Genomic DNA, 17935 nt, shown 5'->3' on the forward strand with positions numbered 1-17935 from the left:
CGACGCGGTCCGGGTTGGCTGCCCCGACTCGGAGACGACCGCCACCGGTCAGGTCTCCGCCAGCAGTTCGAGGACCCCCCGCTCGGCATCCTCGCGGGGCATCCACCGACCGACCGGCGCCAGCACCCCGTCGTGGTAGAGGTCCACGACCCGAGGGTCGACGTAGGACGTACGGGCCACCGTCGGCGTGTTCCCGAGCAGCCCCGCCACCTCACGCATGACCGCGGCGACCGCGCGGCGGCGAGCGGTGGTCGACCGCTCGCCGCCAGCAGCGGCCAGCCCGGTGGCCGCCAGGACGGTGGCGTGCCAGGTCCGGAAATCCTTCGCGGTCATCTCACCACCGCTGGCCACCCGCAGATACCCGTTGACATCGTCTCGGCGCACGTCCCGCCAGTGCCGGCCGTCCCAGTAGCCGAAGAGCCGAGCCGCGGCACGGCGGCGACGCCGCAGGTTGGCCAGCACCTGGCACAGCACCGGGTCCTCAATCCACCGAACCTGTTCGACTCCGCCCTTCGCCGGAAACTCGAGGACCATGCAGCCACGGCGGGCGCGGGCGTGCTCCGGACGCAGGGTGGACACCCCGAACGTCGGATCATCGCCCGCCGCATACCGCTCGCTGCCCACCCGGAAGGCACCCAGATCCAACAGCCGAGCGACCGTGGCCAGCACCCGATCTCGGTTCAGTCCCCGACCATCGAGGTCCGCCGCGATGCGCTCGCGCAACCGGGGCAACCGCCGGGCCACCTCGAGCACGTGGTCAAATTTCGCCTCGTCCCGCTTGCGCCGCCACTCCGGGTGGTACAGATACTGCCGGCGACCAGCCACGTCAACTCCGGTGGCCTGGATGTGCCCGTTCGGATGCGGCGAGATCCACACGTCCTGCCAGGCCGGCGGGATGACAAGGTCACGCAGGCGGGCCAGCCGATCCGGATCACGGATCGGCTCGCCGGCCGGATCGCAGAACCCCCAGCCCCGGCCACGCCGGTGGCGCCGGTAGCCGGGCCGGCCCGGGTCACTACGCCGCAGTCGCACCGGTCGTCCGCACCATCTGCTCCACCTCGGCCACGGCGACCAGCACCTGGTCAACGTTGATCGCCGCCAACGTCGGATGGGGCCCCGCCCCGTCCCGCTCCGAACCGTCCCGCTCCGGCCCGTCCCCGCCGCCGTCCGCGCCGAGGCTCCGATGCCACGTCCGTTCGGGTGGTGGCCCCCAATGGGCCGGCGAGTGGGGACCGAAGAGGACCACCGAGGGAGTGCCGTAGGCGGTGGCGAGGTGGGCGATGCCGGTGTCGCCGCTGACCAGCAGGCGGGCGTGGGCGACCAGGCCGGCGAGGTGGCGCAGGTCGGTACGGCCGGCTCGTACCGTGTACCCGGGCAGCCCGGCGAGCTGCGCGACCCGGCGGGCGAGGGGACGCTCGGCGGTGTCGCCGGTGATGACGATCTCATGGCCGGCGCCGGCGAGCTGTCGGGCGAGGGCCGCGAACCGCTCCACCGGCCAGCGTTTGCCCGGGATCTTCGAGCCCGGATGCAGCACAGTCACCCCGGTCGGAGTCCGGCCCGGTGCTGGCCGGCGCAGACCCAGGTCCGTCGGGTCGGTCGGAACACCGTGCCAGGCCAGGAGGCGGCACCACCGGCGGACCTCGTGCTCGTCAGCCCGCCAGGAGGGGCCGTCGTGGTGCCCGGCGACCCGGTTAGCGAAGGCGAACAGCCGGCGGGGGCGGGTACCGACCAGCAGGCGGTGTGACTCGGGCCCGCGGCCGTGCAGATTTACCGCCAAGTCGGGGGCGGGACCACGCCAGCGCAGGTGAGACAGATCGGCGGTGTCGACCAGCTCGTCAATACCGCCGATCAGCTCGACCAGTGGGGCCAACCAGCGCGGGGCGAGCAGGACCAGTCGTTCGTCGGGGTAGCGGACCCGCAGGGCACGCAGGGCCGGCACGGCGGTGGCGAGGTCGCCGAGGCCCAGCGCACGAAGGATCAAGATCACGGGTAGGAGGACTCCTGTTCGGCACAGACCACCAACTCCCGGACGGCGCAGCCGGCGGGTTGGGTCAGGGCGAACATGACGGCGGCGGCGGTGTCCGCGGGATCGTTGAGGATCGCGTCCGGCCCGGGTCGGTACTGCGGGTCGCGGTCGTCGAAGAAAGCGGTGCGCATACCGCCGGGGATGAGCAGGGTCACGCCGACCCGGCCGGCCAGCTCGGCAGCGAGGGAGCGGGTGAACCCGACCACCCCGAACTTCGCCGCGCAGTACGCCGTCGCGTCACTGACCGCCCTCACCCCCAGCGTCGAGGCGACGGTGACGATCCGGCCGCGGGACGTCTCGAGGAACGGCAGTGCCGCCCGGACGACGGCGGCGGTGGCGAGCAGGTCCACCGTGACGATCCGGTCCCAGACCTCCCCCGGCAGGTCGGCCAGCCGACCCGGTACATCCATTCCGGCCGCCGTCACCACGGCGTCCAGGCCCCCGTGGTCCGCGGCGAGTTCTCGGGTGGCGGCCTCGGCCGCCCGGGTGTCGGCCAGATCGCAGGCCGCCCACGGCACCCCCTCCGCCGGGGGCTGCCGGTCCAGCACCAGCGCTCGCCCACCCGCCTCGGCCACCGCCGAGACCACCGTTGCGCCCAGCCCACTCGACCCGCCGGTCACCAGGACCGTGTACCCGGCGTTCATCGGATCCCCGCCGACCGGTGCGGTCGGGTCGCCGCCGCGGGTGGTGGGTCTCCCCGCAGCACCGCGGTCGCCGCCGAGTTGGTGGCGCTGGTGCCACCCCGCCGGTGCGCAGCCGCGATCAGGTCGGTAGTCGACCGCCCATCCAGGTACGGCACCACCACGGTGTGCCCGCCCCACCGCCGCACCAGCTCCGCCTCCGGCAGCACTGGTTCGCCACCACCGGTGGCATAGTCGCCCCCCTTGACCCAGATATCCGGCCGGAGCCAGGTCAGGGCCGCCTGCGGAGTCGGATCGTCAAAGACCATGACCGCGTCGACGCAGCTCAAGGCGGCGAGAAGGCGGCTCCGGTCCCCCTGCGGCATCACCGGCCGGTCCGGACCCTTCAACGCCGCGACGCTGGCATCGGAGTTGAGGCAGACCACCAGGCAGTCGCCGAGTTGACGGGCGGCCTGCAAGGTCGCCACGTGCCCCGCGTGCAGCAGGTCAAAGCAGCCGCCGGTCGCGACGACGATGCCGCCGGCGGCGCGGACCTCGGCGACGACGGTGGCGGCAGCCGCCACGCCGACCCGCTCGGCCGGGACCCCCGGCACCACCGATGGCAACGGCCCCACCGGTGGCGGCAGCATGCTCGCCACTCCCCCACCCGCCACGTAGGCACCGGCCTCGGCGACCGCCTCCTGCACCGCCTCGGAGACCAACGCACCCCGGGCCAGGGCGAGTGCGGCGGTCGCCGCGAACCGATCCCCCGCACCGCAGGTATCACCATCCGCTGTGGAGACCGCGGGCACGATCAGCGGCGCCGGCCCGGCGTGGCAGAGCAGCGCACCCTCCCCGCCCATCGTCACCGCGACCGCCCGCGCCCGCCACCGCTGACGCAACTCCAGTGCGCCCCGCGAGGCGGTCACCAGCCGAGTCTCGCCCGGCGGTACCTTCGCCAGCTCGCGCACCTCGGACTCGTTGGGCGTAGCCAGGTGCACCCCGGGCACCGCGGCCGGCCCCCGGGGATGCGGATCCCAGACCACCGGTGCCCGGGTGCCGGCCAACGCCGCCCGCAGTGCCAGCTGCCCGGCCACTCCGCGGCCGTAGTCACTGACCAGCACGGTGGCGGCCCCGGCGAGGACCCGCAGCACCGCCTCCGCCGGCGGGCCGGGCTCACCGACGGCACCGCCGCGGTCATGGCGCAGCAGGACCCGGCCCTGCGATCGCAACCGAACCTTCTCCGGAGTCCCACCGGCCAGCCCGAGGGCATACACCTGGACGCCGGCCGCGGCCAGAAGCGAGCTGAGCCGGGCGGCACCGGCATCGTCGGCCAGGGCGGTCACCAGGACGACCTCGGTGTCCGGCGCCGCCGCCGCGAACATCGCGGCCAGGCCGGCACCACCCGGCCGGTCCGTGGACGCGGTCTCGTCGAGCACCGGCACCGGCGAGTCCGGACAGAGCCGGTTCACCGCACCCTCCACGTCCCGGTCGAGCAGGGTGTCACCGACCACCACCACGGGTCCCCTCACACCTACCTCCTCATCCCCTCGAACTGCTGCCCGTCCTCCGGGACCACCTCAACCCCGGCCCGTACCGGCCCGGTGGCCGGTAGGTCGGCCGGCACCTCGGCCGCCAGGCCGGTCACCGGTGGCCCCGCCACCGGCGGCCCCGCCCGCGTACCCGCGGTGGCGGCCAGGGCCACCGGCAGCGCCTGCTCGACGTACTCACAGAGCAGGTGACTGGTGACCAGGTGCAGTTCCTGGACGATCTGCCCGTCCGGCGCGGGAACGGCGAGGGTCTCGTGGCAGAGACCGGCCAGCGGATTGGGAGCGGGGCCGGTCAGCGCCCAGCAGCGCAGGCCGACCTGGTGGCCGGCCTGCGCGGCCTGGAGGAGGTTCTGGCTCCGGCCGCTGGTGGACAACAGCAGGAGAATGTCACCGGGGCGACCGTGGGCATGCACCTGACGGGCGAAGACCTGGTCGTAGCCGTAGTCGTTGCCGATGGCGGTGAGGGCGCTGGTCTCGCCGTGCAGGGCGATGGCGGAGAAGGGCTGGCGGTCGGCGCGGAGTTTGCCGACGAGTTCGGCGGTTAGGTGCTGCGCCTCGGCGGCGCTACCGCCGTTGCCGGCCACCAGCAGCCGACCACCGCCAGCGAGGGTACGGGCGAGCTCGGCCCCCCAGGCGGGGAGTCGCTGGGCGGCCCGCCGATACGAGGGCAGCGCGGCGGCGAGGCCCGCCAGGTGCTCCTCCAGCAGCGACCGGGGCGGTGTCATCCGGCCACGACCCGGGTCGCCCGGCCGACAGCCGCCACGTCGCCGTAGACGTCCACCAGCCGCTCCGCCGTGGCCGCCCACGCGTAGCGCTCCCGGGCCCGATCCAGCGCCGCCGCCGCATACCCGAACCGACGGATCCGGTCGTCGAGCAGTCGCTGGATCGCGGTACCGAGCGCCCGGGGGTCCCGGGCGGGTACGAGGTCACCGGTCACCCCATCCACCACGGTGTCCCGGATCCCCCCGACCGCGGTCCCCACCACCGGCACGCCGCACGCCATCGCCTCGAGCGGGGTCAGCCCGAACGGCTCGTACCACGGCGCGGCCACCAGTAGGTCCGCGGACCGGTACCAGTGGCCCATCTCCTCCCGGGGCACCGCGCCGGCCAGCCTGACCCGGTCGGCCAACCCACAGCTGTGGGCCAGGGCGCGGAGCCGACCGGCGTACGGGTCGGCTTCGAGGAGCCCGGCCGGCGGGCCGCCGACCACCACGCACTCCGCCTCCGGCACGTGGGCCATCGCCCGGACCACGGTCTGGAAGCCCTTCCGTTCGACCAGCCGCCCAACGGTGAGAATGCGGGGGCGGCCGTCGTCGCGTGCGGCGGCCGGCCCCAGCGGGGCGAAGGTACGGAGGTTGACTCCGGAGGGGACGACCGTCATCCGCGACCGGGGCACCCCCATCCGCACCAACTCGCCGACCTCGTCCTGGCACTGGGCGATCACCCGGTCCACCGAGCGGCCGAGTTGCCGCTCGTACCCGATGCGGCGGGCCGGGCTGGTGTCCTGCACGCCCTGGTACCGCCGCTTCACCACGCCGAGCGCGTGGTACGTCTGCACCACCGGCACCCCGGTCCTACGGCCGGCGGCGAGCGCGGCGAGGCCGCTCATCCAGAAGTGCGCGTGTACCACCTCCGGGGTCCACTGATCGCCACGCCACCGTTCGGTCAGCCAGTGGCTGAACTCCGGCATGTGTGGCAGCAGGGCGTCCTTGGCGAGCGGCTCGGCCGGGCCGGCCGGGACGTGGACCACCTCGTACCCGTCCGAGCAGCGAACCGTTCCCGGCAGGTCAACGGCGTCCCAGCGGGTGTAGACCCGGACCTCGTGGCCGGCCGCGGCGAGCGCCGCGGAGAGCTCGGCGACGTGCGTGTTCTGGCCGCCGGCGTCCTCCCCGCCGAGGACCGCGAGCGGGCTGGCGTGTTCCGAGATCATCGCGATCCGCATACTTCCTCCTCCAGCAGCCGGTCCCAGTCGGTGAGGAAACGGTCCAGGCCATACCGGTCCCGGGCGGCCCGCCGGGCGACAGCCCCCGCCCGGCGGGCGCTCACCGGGTCCGCCAGCAACTGACCGGTGGCGGTGAGCAGGTCGTCAACCCGGGTGGCGAGGGCGCCGGCCCCGGGCGGCACCGCCATCACGGCCTCGGTGGCGGCGAGCGCGACGACCGGCATTCCGATGGTCATCGCCTCGATCAGACTCAGCCCGAGCGAGGTCCAGCGGCACAGGTGCAGGTACGCCCGCCGCCGCGCCAACTCGGCGTGCATCCGCGCCTGGGGCAGGTCGTCGTGACTGGTCACACGGTCGGGGGGCAGTCCCAGCCGGTCGGCGAGCCCGGTCACCTTGAGGCCGAACACGTCCAGCGGGGCGAGTTCGGCGAACCGGGGCAGCAGGTCGGTACCGGTGACCCGCCACCGGCGAACCGGTTCGTTGATCACCACTGCGAGCCGCTCCAGCTCGCCGCTGTAGCCGACCCTCGGTGGTACGACCCCGTGGTCCACCACGGTCGTTCTGGTGCCACCGGTGTCCCAGTAGAGCTGGTTGAAGGCGGTCACATGGGCGATCAGCAGGTCGGCACGGTCCGCCATCGGGTGTCGGCTGTTCGGCACCGCGCCGTCCTTCGGGGTGTTGTGCTCGACGTAGATCGCCGGGATGTCGCGGCCCGGCCGGCGGCCCAGCCACTCGGTGGCCAGGGCCTCCTCCTCGGGGCGTTGCAGGAGGACCAGGTCCACCTCGGCGGCGGCCAGCTCCGCCGGTGTGATCTCGACCGCGTTCTCCGGCCAGGGGTAGGTACGGGCCCGGCCCCGACCGTCTGGACCACGGTCGGGGGTGACCGGCACCAGGTAGCGATGCTTGCCGTGGACGAACGACGTCGTCCAGGAGCCGTGCACGTGCCAGAGCAGGATGTTCATCGGCCGCTCCGGGCCAGGGCGGTGGCCCCCGCCGACCTCCGCGGTCGGGACGGCGCCACGCCGAGCAGGGTCAGTGCGGTCAGCACCTCCTCGGGCCGGATTCGGCTCAGGCACGGGTGGCCGGGCACCGGGCAGGTGGCGGCGCGGGTGCCACGGCAGGCGGCGTCCGGATCCCCGAGCCGAACGGTCGGCACCCGCCACGGCCCCCACTGACCGAACGGGACGGTCGGGGCGAAGAGGCTGACCACCGGGACGCCGTACGCGGCGGCGAGGTGGGCCGGACCGGTGTTGCCGACGATCACCGCGGCGGCGCCGGCGACGGTCGCGGCCAGTTCGGCCAGCTCGGTCCCGCCGCCGAGGTCAACGGCGAGTCCGCCGGCCACCTGGGCGGTCAGCGCCGCCTCGTCCGGACCGCCGGTGACCACTACCCGGTGGCCCGCATCGACCAGCGTCCGGACCAGCTCCACCGCCAGGTCCGGCGGCAGCCCCCGGGACTGTGCCGCCGAGCCGGGGTGTAGCACCAGGTAGCCCGGTGCGCCCGCCCGCGCGGGCGGCGGCGGCACGGGCCGCAGCCGCAGGGCCGGTTCGTCGTCGGCCGGCAGGGGGTATCCGGCAGCGGCGGCGAGTGAGAGCGCGCGTTCGGGCTCGGGGACGCCGACCGGGACGCGGTGGCGGACGTCGAGCAGGCTCCCGGGGTAGTCGTCGCTGATCGCGCTGATGCGCCGCACGCCGACGGTACGCAGCAGCAGCGCCAGGGGGAGAGGAGACTGGTGGTAGCTGGTGAAGATGATCGCCTCGTCGGCGTTGACGGCGGCGAGGGTGGCGGTGAGCGCGGCGATGTCCGGCCCGGTGACCGGTGCGGGCACCGGATCGATCCAGGGCAGTTGGTGCACGACGACGGTGTCCACGCCGGGTAGGAGGTCGGCGGCGGCGCGACCCTGCGGTCCGCACAGCAGGACGACTCGGTGCGCGTGGGCGGCGACAGCCCGAATACCCGGACCGGTTACGACGACGTCACCAGCCGAGTCGGAGCGAACGACAAGAACGGTTCCGGTGCCTCCGTTGGAGCGTGTCGGCCGGGCCGGCCCAGCAGGGACCAGGGACGACGCGGAGCCAACAGCGGCTAGGGGCGGCGGGGACCCCACCGGGAGCAGGGGCGATGCGGGGCCAACAGCGGCCACGGGCGGCGGGGCCGCCGACGCAGCGGTGGACTGGTGGGAGGCCGGGGCAATCGCGGTCTGCCGACGAAGAATCTCGGCTACCGCGGTCGGCAGATCCGCGGCGACCCACGGGGCGGCGCTGGTCTCGGCGGGTCGGGTCAGCGGCGTGGGCACCAACACCGCCTGGGCGCCGGCGGCCAGCGCAGCGGTGACATCGCGGCCGATGTCACCGATCAGAACGCACCGTTGCGGTGTGGTGTCGAGCCGGCGGGCGGCGGAGTGGACCAGTTTGGGCGCGGGTTTGCGGCAGCCGCACCCGTCCGCATCGTCGTGCGGGCAGACCAGCCAGGCGTCGAACGGGCCGAGCAGCTGCTCGACCCGGGCGTGCACGGCCCGCAGTTGCGCCCTGGTGAACAGCTTCTTGGCCAGCCCGGACTGGTTCGTCACCACCGCCAGCCGCAAGCCCGCCGCGCGGAGGGCATCCAGCGCCGCCCGCGCCCCCGGCATCGGCCGTACCCGCTCCGGGTCCCCGTTGTAGGGCACGTCCTCGATGAGGGTGCCATCCCGGTCCAGCAGGACCGCGTCAAAGAGGCGGGGAACCCCACCAACCCGGCCGGAGCGGGCTACTACCCGGGCCGACCTACGCTGATCCGGCTCCACCTGTGGCACGGCCGGCGGGTTCCCGGGGCCCCGGGGAGTAAACCTCGGTGCCGACGCCCCCGCCCTGGGGACCCGATGACCGAAGGCGGTCTCGGCCCCGGACGCGGTCTCGGCCCCGTGGTGGACTTACCCGCCGCCCGCGAGAAGCTAACCCGGCCCCCGGCCCCCGACCCCCGGCCCCCGGCCGCCCATCCCGCCTGACCAAACCACCGGGCCCCGCGCGCCGGTTCGGCGCACCTCCGGCGTCCGTGCAGAATGTGCCCAACTGCCCGCATAGCAGGGCCTTTCACTAACCAAGCGTGTCCTTCGGGCAACGCTGGGCGTTAACAGACAACGTGGGCCGAGCCAAGGCCAGGGAGCAGTCACACGACGTACCGGGGCACTGGCTACCCTCTCAGGGAGCCAAGCCCGCGAATCAAGGATTTCCGACATGAGTGAACCCGTGCAGTTGCCGTCGCCCTGGCGGGACGTGCGCCTGACCGTGGTAGTGCCGACCTACAACGAGGTGGGCAACCTTCCAGCGCTGGTGGAGCAGCTACTCGCGCTGCCCTTGCCGGGGTTGAAGGTCCTCGTGGCCGACGACAACTCGCCGGACGGCACCGGCGAGGTCGCGGACAAGCTGGCCCTCGAGCACCCGGGCCGGATCGAGGTCGTCCACCGGGCCGGCAAGGAGGGCCTGGGCCGGGCGTACGTGGACGGCATCGGGCGGGCCCTCGACGACGACGCCGAGTTCGTGGCGCAGATGGACGCCGACCTGTCCCACCCACCAGACGCGCTGCCGGGCATGCTGGGCGCGCTGCTGTCCACCCAGGCTGGTGTGGTGATCGGGTCTCGCTACGTGCCGGGTGGCGAGCTGGACGAGAACTGGCCGATCTACCGGCGGGCGCTGAGTGGCTGGGCGAACCTGTACGTACACACCCTGCTGCGGGTACGGATCCGAGACCTCACCGCCGGTTTCAAGATCTGGCGGGCCGACGCGCTGCGCGACATCGGCCTGGAGCGGGTGCAGTCCAATGGGTACAGCTTCCAGGTGGAGATGCACTACCTGGCCACGAGGCTGGGGCACACGATCCTGGAGGTGCCGATCCGGTTCGAGGAGCGGCGAGACGGCGCCTCGAAGATGACCACCGCCACCAAGATTGAAAGTGCCCTGATGCCGTTCCGCCTGCGCAGCAAGCACCGCAACGTCGAACGCTGAGCTGGCCGCCGGGACGGCGTCGCGGCTACCTCCGGTAGCGCGTCGCGAGGGGCGCGGTGCCGACGGGGTTCGCACCATGCCGCGCCACGGTCAGCGGTAGACCGCGCGCTGGGCGGCGCCGACTGTCGCCGCGTACGCACCACCGGTGAGCGCGGCGTCGCGGGCCACCGCCGCCCGCGCCGCGTTCGCACCCGGCGCCCCATGAACCCCAGCGCCGGGATGCGCCGACGAACTGGCCAGAAAGAGCCGGTCAACGGGGGTGTCGGCGCGGCCGAGTCCCGGGACCGGGCGGAAGAAGAGCTGCTGGTGGGCGGCGGCCGTGCCACCACCGATCGTCCCGCCGACCAGGCTCGGGTCGCCCGCCTCCAGGTCCGCCGGTCCCGCCACGTGCCGGCCCACCACCAGCGCGCGGAAGCCCGGGGCCGCCTCCTCCAGCACCTGCTCCATCCGCTGCACCTGCGCGGCGATCTCCTCGACCCGCCACCGTCGTCGGAACGGCAGGTGGGTGTACGACCACAACGACTCGGTACCGGGTGGCGAACGGCTGGGGTCGGCCACCGTCATCTGCCCGACCAACAGGAACGGGTCCCGGGGGAGCTCCCCACGGGCCAGCGCCGCCGCATAGCTGGTCAGCCCGTCGAGGTCAGCTCCGAGGTGTACGGTGCCGGCGGTGGCGACCGCCCGGTTCCGCCACGGCACCGGGGCGGAGAGCGCCCAGTCGACCTTCAGCGTCGAGCCGTCCCAACGAAACTGGGTCAGGTCCGCCACCAGCCGCGGCGGCAGGACGTCGGCCCCGACCAGATCCAGATAGAGCGCGGGTGCCGGCACGTCGGCGAGCACCGCACGGCGGGCCCGCCAGAGCCCGCCATCCTCGGTCCGGACGCCCATCGCCCGCCCCCGGGCGGTCAGCACCCGATCCACCCCGGCGCCACAGCGGATCTGGCCGCCCCGGTCGGTGAGCCGGGCCACCAGCGCATCGGTGATCTGTTGGGCACCGCCGTCCGGCACCGGCCAACCCACCTGCTGACCGAGCATGGCCAGCAGCCACCCGTACGCCCCGGAGCCGGCCTCCTCCGGGGCCAGGTCGGTGTGCAGCGCGCAGCCGGCGAGCAGCGCCGTCCCGCCCGCTCCGGTGAAGAGCTCGTCGCCGAGCCGGCGTACCGGTGTCACCAACTGGCGGGCCAGCCGCAACGCGCCAGCGACCCGCAGCCGGCGGAGCAGCGTGAGGCTGCTGCGCACCGGCGGGAAGGGGGTGGTGATGGCGTCCAACACCGGGCCGCCCACCTGGCGCCAGTCGTCGTAGGCCGTCAGCCACCGTTCCCCGTCACCAGCCCCGAAGCTCTCCAGGGAGGCGGCGGTGCTCTCCGGGTCGCGGTTGAGCACCGCCGCCCGCCCGTCCGGCAGCAGGTGCGCCAACACGTCTGGGGCATGTCGCCACCGCAGCCCGTACCGGTCCAGGCCCAGTCCGCGGAGCACCGGCGACGCGTAGCCAAGGGGGTAAAAGGAGCTGTAGAGGTCGCTCAGGTAGCCGGGTGCGGTGACCTGGGCTGACCGGACCGCGCCGCCGGGCGCCCCGGTCGCTTCCAGCACGAGCACGTCCCAGCCGGCGTCGGCGAGCAGGTTGGCGGCCACCAGGCCGTTGTGGCCCGCCCCGATGACGATGGCGTCCGGGGACGCCACATCGACTCGACTCACTTGATCATGTTAGCCGGCGGTCTCCGGCACGAATAGCGTTTGCCCGGGGCTACCCGGGGCATCTACCGCCGCATGTACCCGGTTACTCAGCTCATCGGCGGCGTGTGGGGGGCGGGCGGCGCGGACGGCGACCTGATCGTCCACGACCCGGCCGACGGCACCGCGGTCAGCTCGGTGCCGGTGGCGACGGCGGAGGAGGTCCGCCGGGCGGTGGCGGCGGCGCGGAGCACCGCCGCCGATTGGGCCAGGACACCTCCGGCGGAACGGGCCGCCGCCCTACATCGGGCCGCGGACGCGGTGGCGGCGACCGCCGACGAGCTGGCGCAGGCCACCACCGTGGAGATGGGCAAGCCGCTCGCGGATGCGCGGGGCGGGGTGGAGGCGGGCGTGGCCACCCTGCGCCAGTACGCCGAGCTGGCACCGATCCGCGGTGGGCGGACCCTACACGGCGCCGCGGAGGCGATCGACTTCATGCTGCCCCAGCCGCGCGGGGTGGTCGCCGCGATCACCCCCTGGAACGATCCGGTCGCGGTCTCCTGTGGCCTGCTCGGCGCGGCGCTGGTCACCGGCAACGTGGTGCTCTACAAGCCCAGCGAACGGACTCCGGCGACCGGATGGCTGCTGGCGAAGGCGGTGAACACGGCGCTACCGCCCGGCGTGCTCTCGCTGCTGACCGGCGGGCCCGAGGTGGGCGCGGCACTGGCCGCCGAGCCGGTGGACGTGCTCGCCCACGTCGGTTCGACCGCCACCGGCCGCGCGATCGCCGCCGCGGCGGCCCGGACCGGGGCGAAGGTCCTCCTCGAAAACGGTGGCTGCGACCCGCTCGTCGTTGACGCGGACGTGGACCCACAGTGGGCGGCCGCGCAGGCCGCCATGGGTGCGTTCGCCAACGCCGGCCAGATCTGCGTCGCCGTGGAGCGGATCTACGTACACCGGGATGTGGCCGAGAGCTTCGTTGACGCCCTGGTCGACCGGGCGCGGGCCCTGCGTACCGGACCGGGCCTCGATCCGGCGACGGAGCTGGGCCCGCTGGTTGACCGGCGGCACCGCGACCACGTGCACGGGCAGGTCACGGCCGCGGTGGCGCAGGGAGCCCAGCTTCGGATCGGCGGCACGCTACCGGACGGCCCGGGTGCCTTCTACCCGGCAACGGTGGTCACGGACTGCCGACAGGACATGCCCCTGGTTCGCGACGAGACCTTCGCCCCGGTCGCCCCGGTCGTGGTGGTTGACTCGTTCTCGGCGGGCCTCCGGTACGCGGCCGACTCGGCGTACGGGCTCGCTGCGACCGTACTGACGGCGTCGATGAGTCATGCGCAGCGCGCCTGCCGGGACCTCCCGGTCGGCACTGTGAAGATCAACGCCGTCTTCGGCGGGGCGCCGGGTGGGGCCGCGCATCCGCGTCGGGGCAGCGGGCAGGGCTTCGGGTACGGCCCGGAGTTGCTCGACGAGTTCACCGCCACCAAGGTGGTCCACCTTCGGGCGCCGGGCGGCGGACACTGGTGAGGTGGCCGCCCGGCGCCGAGGGTGGTGTAGCGGCTCTGAGCCGGGATCTAACGGCTCCGGCCCTGCTGCCGAGCCTGGGCGGTCCGCCGGTTGTTGGCCTTCTCGATCGCCTGCACCAGTTCCGGCTTGGTCATGGTTGACCGGCCGGAGATGTCGAGTTTCCGGGCGACCCGCAACAGGTGATCCTTGCTGGCGTTCGCGTCAACGCCCCCCGCTGTAGCCGCGCGACGCCGGGGACCGCCACCGGCGGCCTGCCGGTCGCTCGGACCCTTGCGGCCCTTCGGCTCCCAGTGGTCGCCGACCTTTTCGAACTCATTCTTGACCGCCGCGAACGCGGTCCGGCTGGCCCGCTCCCCTCCGCCGTACGTCTGCAGGGCCGAGTCGTGGGTCTTCTCCCAGATAAGCTGCGCCTTGTCTGGGGAGCGTCGCAGCGTACTGGGCATGTCCTCCCGCCCGGGCATCTCGATCCTCCTCCGCGTCAGTGCGTCTACAGTGATCTTTCCCCACGGCCGATCCGACAAACCGAATCTGGCCGGGGTTTACCCCCGGAGCCCGTCGGGTAGCGCAGAAGACATGGAACGCGGCAGCAGCAAGCACGGACCGAGGCTCGACGACGAGATGGAGAGCGAGGTCAGCGGCCTCGTACAGGGTCCAGGAGCGGCCGGCTCGCGGGTCAACGAGTTCCGTCAGCCGGAGCCGGCAGGCGAGGACCAACCGGAGCCCACGACGGCGCCAGCCGGCGCGCTGCGCAGCGGCAACCCGCAGGGCATGAGCTCCGACGATGTCGAGGCCCGCAGCCGGCTCGGGCGGTTCATCACGATGACCGCCCTGCCGGGCGACCGCGAGACCCTGATCGCCAACGCACAGGACAACGACGCTCCGGCCGACCTGGTCGCCGAGCTGGAACGCCTACCCACGGGGACCCGCTACCAGACAATCTCGGAGATCTGGGCTGCGCTCGGCCACCGCAACGAGACGACCCGCTGGTAACCCGGGCCGTCATCCGGACCGAGCCGCCGGAAAACGGCGGGGAGGAGGAGCTGATGAGTGGTGTCGTGGATTACGTGGATGTCGCCGTCCCGGTCCGCACCGCCTACGACCAGTGGACCCAGTTCGAGGAGTTCCCACACTTCATGGAGGGGGTACAGGAGGTGCGGCACCTCTCCCCGACAATGACCCACTGGACCGTGGAGATCTCCGGGGTGCGGCGCGAGTTCGACGCCGAGATCACCGAGCAGCTTCCGGACGAGCGGGTCGCGTGGCGCTCGATCGGCGGCACCCAGCACGCCGGGGTGGTCACGTTCCACCGGTTGGACGAACACACCAGCCGGGTCACGCTCCAGCTCGAGTTCGAGCCGCACGGCGCGGTGGAGCACGCTGGCGACACGCTCGGCGTCGTGGACCATCGGGCCAAGGGTGACCTGGAACGGTTCAAGCAGTTCATCGAAGGGCGCGACCAGGCGACCGGAGCCTGGCGCGGCAAGGTCGACCGCGCGCAGCCCTGACCCGCAGCGCTCCTCGCCGACGGCCTCCGGCATCATCGGGGACCGTCGGCGGGTTTCGCGCTGGTGGAAGTCGGGTACCGCCGGAGGTATGACCGACGACAAGGCGTGGCGTGACGAGGAGCGGACTCCCCTGGCGGAGCTGGACCGGGCCATCGCGCGTTCGGCGATGGACGGCCAGGCCGACGACGTGACCGCGAACGACGCCGGCGAGGAGGCCGCGTTCGGGCACGGGCCCCAGGCGGTGGACCGCGGCGGCCGGGCCGCCGGGACCGGCCGGGAACCGACTGACCCGGACCGGGCCTATCGCCCGTCCACGACCGGGCGGACCGGACCGGACACCATGTGATCTCGAACACCGACCTTCGCCCACCGGCGTCGGTTCTCCCGACTGGCCAGGTGCCGGTGCGCCCCTACCGACGGGACGCACCGACACCTGGCGCGAGCGCGGCGTACCCCTCGGTAGGCCCAGATCGCTTCGGCAGGGCCGGGATACCGACCCGGGGTCGGCCAACCGGTCGAGGAACAAGGCCCTGACCAGGCGAAGTCAACCACCCGCTCCGCGGGTTAGTCTCGTTCTCCATGCGCGCACCGTTGGAACGGGTCAACCCCCGCCTCCTCGCTGACGCCGCCCGCTCGACGCTGGCGTCGCTGTCCAGCACCGTGGGCAGCGACGGCCTGGCTGCGGCGGCAGCGCGGCCCGGGCTCCTCGCCCTGGTCGACCAGCATGCCGCGGCGGTCCGGGAGAGCCTGGATGGGGATCGCCGGCCGCTCACGGTCGCTGCCCTGGCCGGCTACACGGAGGGAATCCACGCCGCCGCCCGGGACCACGACTGGCATCCGCCGGCGGAGCCGATCGACTGGGCGGCACCGCCGGACTGGCTCCTCACCCGCCTCCTCGCGGTCGCCGCCCTGGCCAGATCCCTGGACGGTCCCCGGCCGGCCCCGCTCCCGCCGCTCTGAACCGAATCGGGGGTGGCCCCGATGGTGACCACCCCCGTCCTCCGGTCGCCGCTCAACGGTCGAACTGTTGGGTGTCATCGCCCGACCTGCGACCACCGCTACCCGCGGTCGCCGTCTCGTGGGTCTTTTCCTGCGCCCGTTCCCGTTCGGGCCCGGTCCGGTCGGCCATCTGCCGTTCGACGTCGCTACGGCCGGCTCCCTGGGCCTGCCGGTGCTGCTGGACAACACGTCCTTCCTCGGCCATCCGGTTCAGCCAGCCCTCCCAGCGGCTCTGCATCGGCTTGACCAGACCACCACCGACACCCACGATCAGGATGCCGGCCACCGTGGCGAGCACGGCGATCAGCACCGGCGTGGTCACCGTGGTGGCGATGCCGACCTGGTTCAGCGCCGCGATCACACCGAGGGCCAGGATGAAAACGGCTGCCGCGTCGGCCAGGACCCGGCCGTAGGAGAGGCCACCCAACGCACCGCCGATGAGGTCACGGACCGCACTCGCAATGGCCGCGGCCACCACCACGATGACGATCGCCACGAACGCTCGCGGTATCCAGGCCACCACACCACTGATCAGGTCACTGATCGCGTTGGGCCCCCACACCCCGAAGGCGAACTGCAGCGTGAACAGCAGTACGGCGTAGTACGCGAGCCGCGCGAGGATGTCGCTGGCGTCGTATCTGGTACGCGCCAGGGCCCGTTTGATACCGCCGCGTTCCACGGCGCGGTCGAAGTTCACCCGTTCCAGCGCCGCGTCCACCGCTTTGAGGACGGCTCGGGCGATGAGCCATCCGATCACAAGGATCACGATGAACGCGACGGCTCTCGGTATGAACAACAGCACCGCCCGCCACATATCGGTCACGGCGGCCCCGATGTCGACCTGCCGTACCGCGAGGGTTTCCGGCATGATGCCCTCCTTCACATGGACTACCTCGCGCGCATACCCCGTCACCGCACCGGCACTCCGCAGCGATCCTCGGCGTTTTCCGGCCATCGCGGGGTCGCCTTGAGCTACCGACGAGGATTGCTCCGAGCCGGGGCTGCCGAACCCGGCGCGGGGTGCGGTGCTACCGGTGGTCGGTTCCGCGGGCGAGAAGGGCCCGGGCCAGGTCGTGGCCGGAGCGCCAGGCGGTCTGGGCGCGGGGCGGGCCGAAGGCGTCACCGGCCAGGCCGATCCCGTCGGCATCCAGGTGGTACGTGGCCGTCACTTCCACGGTCGGCCGCGCGTACGTCCACCGGTGCACGTACAGCTCCTCGGCCGACATCGGCAACGCGAGCAGGTCACGAACGGCCAGCTCGATGGCGGAGGCCGCAGCGGCGGGCTGAGCCAGGTGCGCGGCGGCGAATTCCGGGGTGGTGTGCGCGACGAGAACTGGTGCCGCGTCGCCCCGGCGGTCGCCGTCATCGCAGACCAGCGCGAGCACCGGATGGTCGTTGACGAAGGCGCCGCGAAGTTCGCCCCAACAACGTTCCGGGAAGCGCAGCATCGCGGCGAGCGACGGCGACCAGCCCTGGGCTCGCGTGGCCCGGGTCGCGGTGGTCAGGGCCGGGTCCAGCAGCGGCGCCGCCTGCGGGCCGGGCATGGCCAGCACCACCGCCGCGCAGCGCTGCCCATCCACGGTCGGGCCGGGTCCGACGCGGTGCACCGGACGGCCGAGGTCCACCGGCAGGTCCCGGGCGAGTTGCTCCACCAGCGAGCGCAACCCGCGGGGTGCGGCCCAGCGCATGGGCCCCGCCACCGCCCGCCGGCCTGCACCACGGTACGCGAGGAAGGTGTCGGTCCATTCGCGGGCCAGGCCCGCCGCCCGCCACTGCCGCAGCACCGAGGCGAAGCCCGGGTCGCTGACCGTCAGGTACGCGGCGCCCAGGTCCACCGGGCGCCCCGCGAAACGCCGGCTGGCCATCCGTCCGCCGGCCACCCGCCCCCGCTCCCGCACTTGCACCGGTACGCCCGCCCGGGCCAGTTCACGGGCGCACGCCACCCCGGCCAGGCCCGCGCCGACCACCACCACGCCTGCCGCTTCCCCGGACACCGGTCGAGCCTACTGGCCGCCGGTGCGCCGCCACCCTGGTTCAGCCCCGCCGGGGGTACGAGCACGGGTTACCCCCTCGGCCGAGGGGGAACGTGGATGGTTGACGAAGGAGGAGACT

At 73.4% G+C, this 17935-nt stretch carries 18 protein-coding genes; 6 read left to right on the plus strand and 12 right to left on the minus strand.

Translation table 11 applies throughout. The features are described 5' to 3' along the window. Positions 1-48 precede the first annotated feature (48 nt). From T398_RS00765 to T398_RS00800, 8 genes are read right to left on the minus strand one after another with little or no spacing between them, the layout of a single operon-like run. Complete coding sequence (locus T398_RS00765) at positions 49-1032, minus strand: DNA topoisomerase IB (RefSeq protein ID WP_496443468.1); 984 nt, start codon at positions 1030-1032, stop codon at positions 49-51. Then, complete coding sequence (locus T398_RS00770) at positions 1016-1987, minus strand: glycosyltransferase family 9 protein (protein ID WP_496443470.1); 972 nt, start codon at positions 1985-1987, stop codon at positions 1016-1018. Before T398_RS00770 ends, T398_RS00765 begins: the two co-directional genes overlap by 17 nt. Then, positions 1984-2670, minus strand: a complete 687-nt coding sequence (locus T398_RS00775) for an SDR family oxidoreductase (RefSeq protein ID WP_496443472.1) — start codon at positions 2668-2670, stop codon at positions 1984-1986. The genes T398_RS00770 and T398_RS00775 overlap by 4 nt, the downstream gene beginning before the upstream one ends. Beyond that, entirely contained in the window at positions 2667-4178 is a 1512-nt protein-coding gene (locus tag T398_RS00780) for a PfkB family carbohydrate kinase (protein ID WP_496443474.1), read from the minus strand. Before T398_RS00780 ends, T398_RS00775 begins: the two co-directional genes overlap by 4 nt. A gap of 2 nt (positions 4179-4180) precedes the next feature. Then, complete coding sequence (locus tag T398_RS00785; protein ID WP_496443476.1) at positions 4181-4921, minus strand: D-sedoheptulose-7-phosphate isomerase; 741 nt, start codon at positions 4919-4921, stop codon at positions 4181-4183. After that, positions 4918-6138 (minus strand): glycosyltransferase, encoded by a 1221-nt coding sequence (locus T398_RS00790; protein ID WP_496443478.1) that lies wholly within the window; start codon positions 6136-6138, stop codon positions 4918-4920. The genes T398_RS00785 and T398_RS00790 overlap by 4 nt, the downstream gene beginning before the upstream one ends. After that, positions 6123-7100, minus strand: coding sequence for a glycosyltransferase (locus T398_RS00795; protein ID WP_496443480.1), 978 nt, complete (start codon positions 7098-7100; stop codon positions 6123-6125). The genes T398_RS00790 and T398_RS00795 overlap by 16 nt, the downstream gene beginning before the upstream one ends. After that, positions 7097-8929: an HAD-IIIA family hydrolase gene (locus T398_RS00800; protein ID WP_496443482.1), complete on the minus strand. Its 1833-nt coding sequence runs from the start codon at positions 8927-8929 to the stop codon at positions 7097-7099. The genes T398_RS00795 and T398_RS00800 overlap by 4 nt, the downstream gene beginning before the upstream one ends. Before the next feature lie 421 nt (positions 8930-9350). Here T398_RS00800 and T398_RS00805 point away from each other — a divergent pair, with 421 nt between their 5' ends. Then, positions 9351-10118 (plus strand): polyprenol monophosphomannose synthase, encoded by a 768-nt coding sequence (locus T398_RS00805; protein ID WP_496443484.1) that lies wholly within the window; start codon positions 9351-9353, stop codon positions 10116-10118. Positions 10119-10208: 90 nt separating this feature from the next. On the opposite strand, the gene T398_RS00810 is transcribed toward T398_RS00805, so the two are convergent. Continuing rightward, the gene (locus tag T398_RS00810) at positions 10209-11798 is read right to left on the minus strand and encodes a phytoene desaturase family protein (protein ID WP_496444043.1); all 1590 of its coding nucleotides are present in this window, start codon (positions 11796-11798) and stop codon (positions 10209-10211) included. Between the two features lie 87 nt (positions 11799-11885). On the opposite strand from T398_RS00810, the gene T398_RS00815 reads away from it, so the two are divergent. Next, entirely contained in the window at positions 11886-13319 is a 1434-nt protein-coding gene (locus tag T398_RS00815) for an aldehyde dehydrogenase family protein (RefSeq protein WP_496444045.1), read from the plus strand. A 47-nt stretch (positions 13320-13366) separates the two neighbouring features. On the opposite strand, the gene T398_RS00820 is transcribed toward T398_RS00815, so the two are convergent. Beyond that, positions 13367-13780, minus strand: a complete 414-nt coding sequence (locus T398_RS00820) for a ChaB family protein (protein WP_496443486.1) — start codon at positions 13778-13780, stop codon at positions 13367-13369. A 112-nt stretch (positions 13781-13892) separates the two neighbouring features. On the opposite strand from T398_RS00820, the gene T398_RS00825 reads away from it, so the two are divergent. The 4 genes from T398_RS00825 to T398_RS00840 all read left to right on the plus strand — a co-directional run bounded on the left by T398_RS00825 (position 13893) and on the right by T398_RS00840 (position 15784). Continuing rightward, a complete protein-coding gene (locus tag T398_RS00825; protein ID WP_496443488.1) occupies positions 13893-14309 on the plus strand; it encodes a DUF2795 domain-containing protein in 417 nt (138 codons plus the stop codon). A gap of 53 nt (positions 14310-14362) precedes the next feature. Then, the gene (locus tag T398_RS00830) at positions 14363-14824 is read left to right on the plus strand and encodes an SRPBCC family protein (protein WP_496443490.1); all 462 of its coding nucleotides are present in this window, start codon (positions 14363-14365) and stop codon (positions 14822-14824) included. 88 nt (positions 14825-14912) lie between these two features. Then, on the plus strand, positions 14913-15170 hold the full coding sequence (locus tag T398_RS00835) for a hypothetical protein (RefSeq protein ID WP_496443492.1): 258 nt from the start codon (positions 14913-14915) through the stop codon (positions 15168-15170). 233 nt (positions 15171-15403) lie between these two features. Further along, positions 15404-15784: a DUF6401 family natural product biosynthesis protein gene (locus T398_RS00840; RefSeq protein WP_496443494.1), complete on the plus strand. Its 381-nt coding sequence runs from the start codon at positions 15404-15406 to the stop codon at positions 15782-15784. Positions 15785-15836: 52 nt separating this feature from the next. On the opposite strand, the gene T398_RS00845 is transcribed toward T398_RS00840, so the two are convergent. Then, a complete protein-coding gene (locus T398_RS00845) occupies positions 15837-16691 on the minus strand; it encodes a mechanosensitive ion channel family protein (protein ID WP_496443496.1) in 855 nt (284 codons plus the stop codon). 160 nt (positions 16692-16851) lie between these two features. Then, on the minus strand, positions 16852-17796 hold the full coding sequence (locus T398_RS00850) for an NAD(P)/FAD-dependent oxidoreductase (protein WP_496444047.1): 945 nt from the start codon (positions 17794-17796) through the stop codon (positions 16852-16854). Positions 17797-17935: the final 139 nt, after the last annotated feature.

This window comes from Salinispora goodfellowii (genome assembly GCF_059570675.1).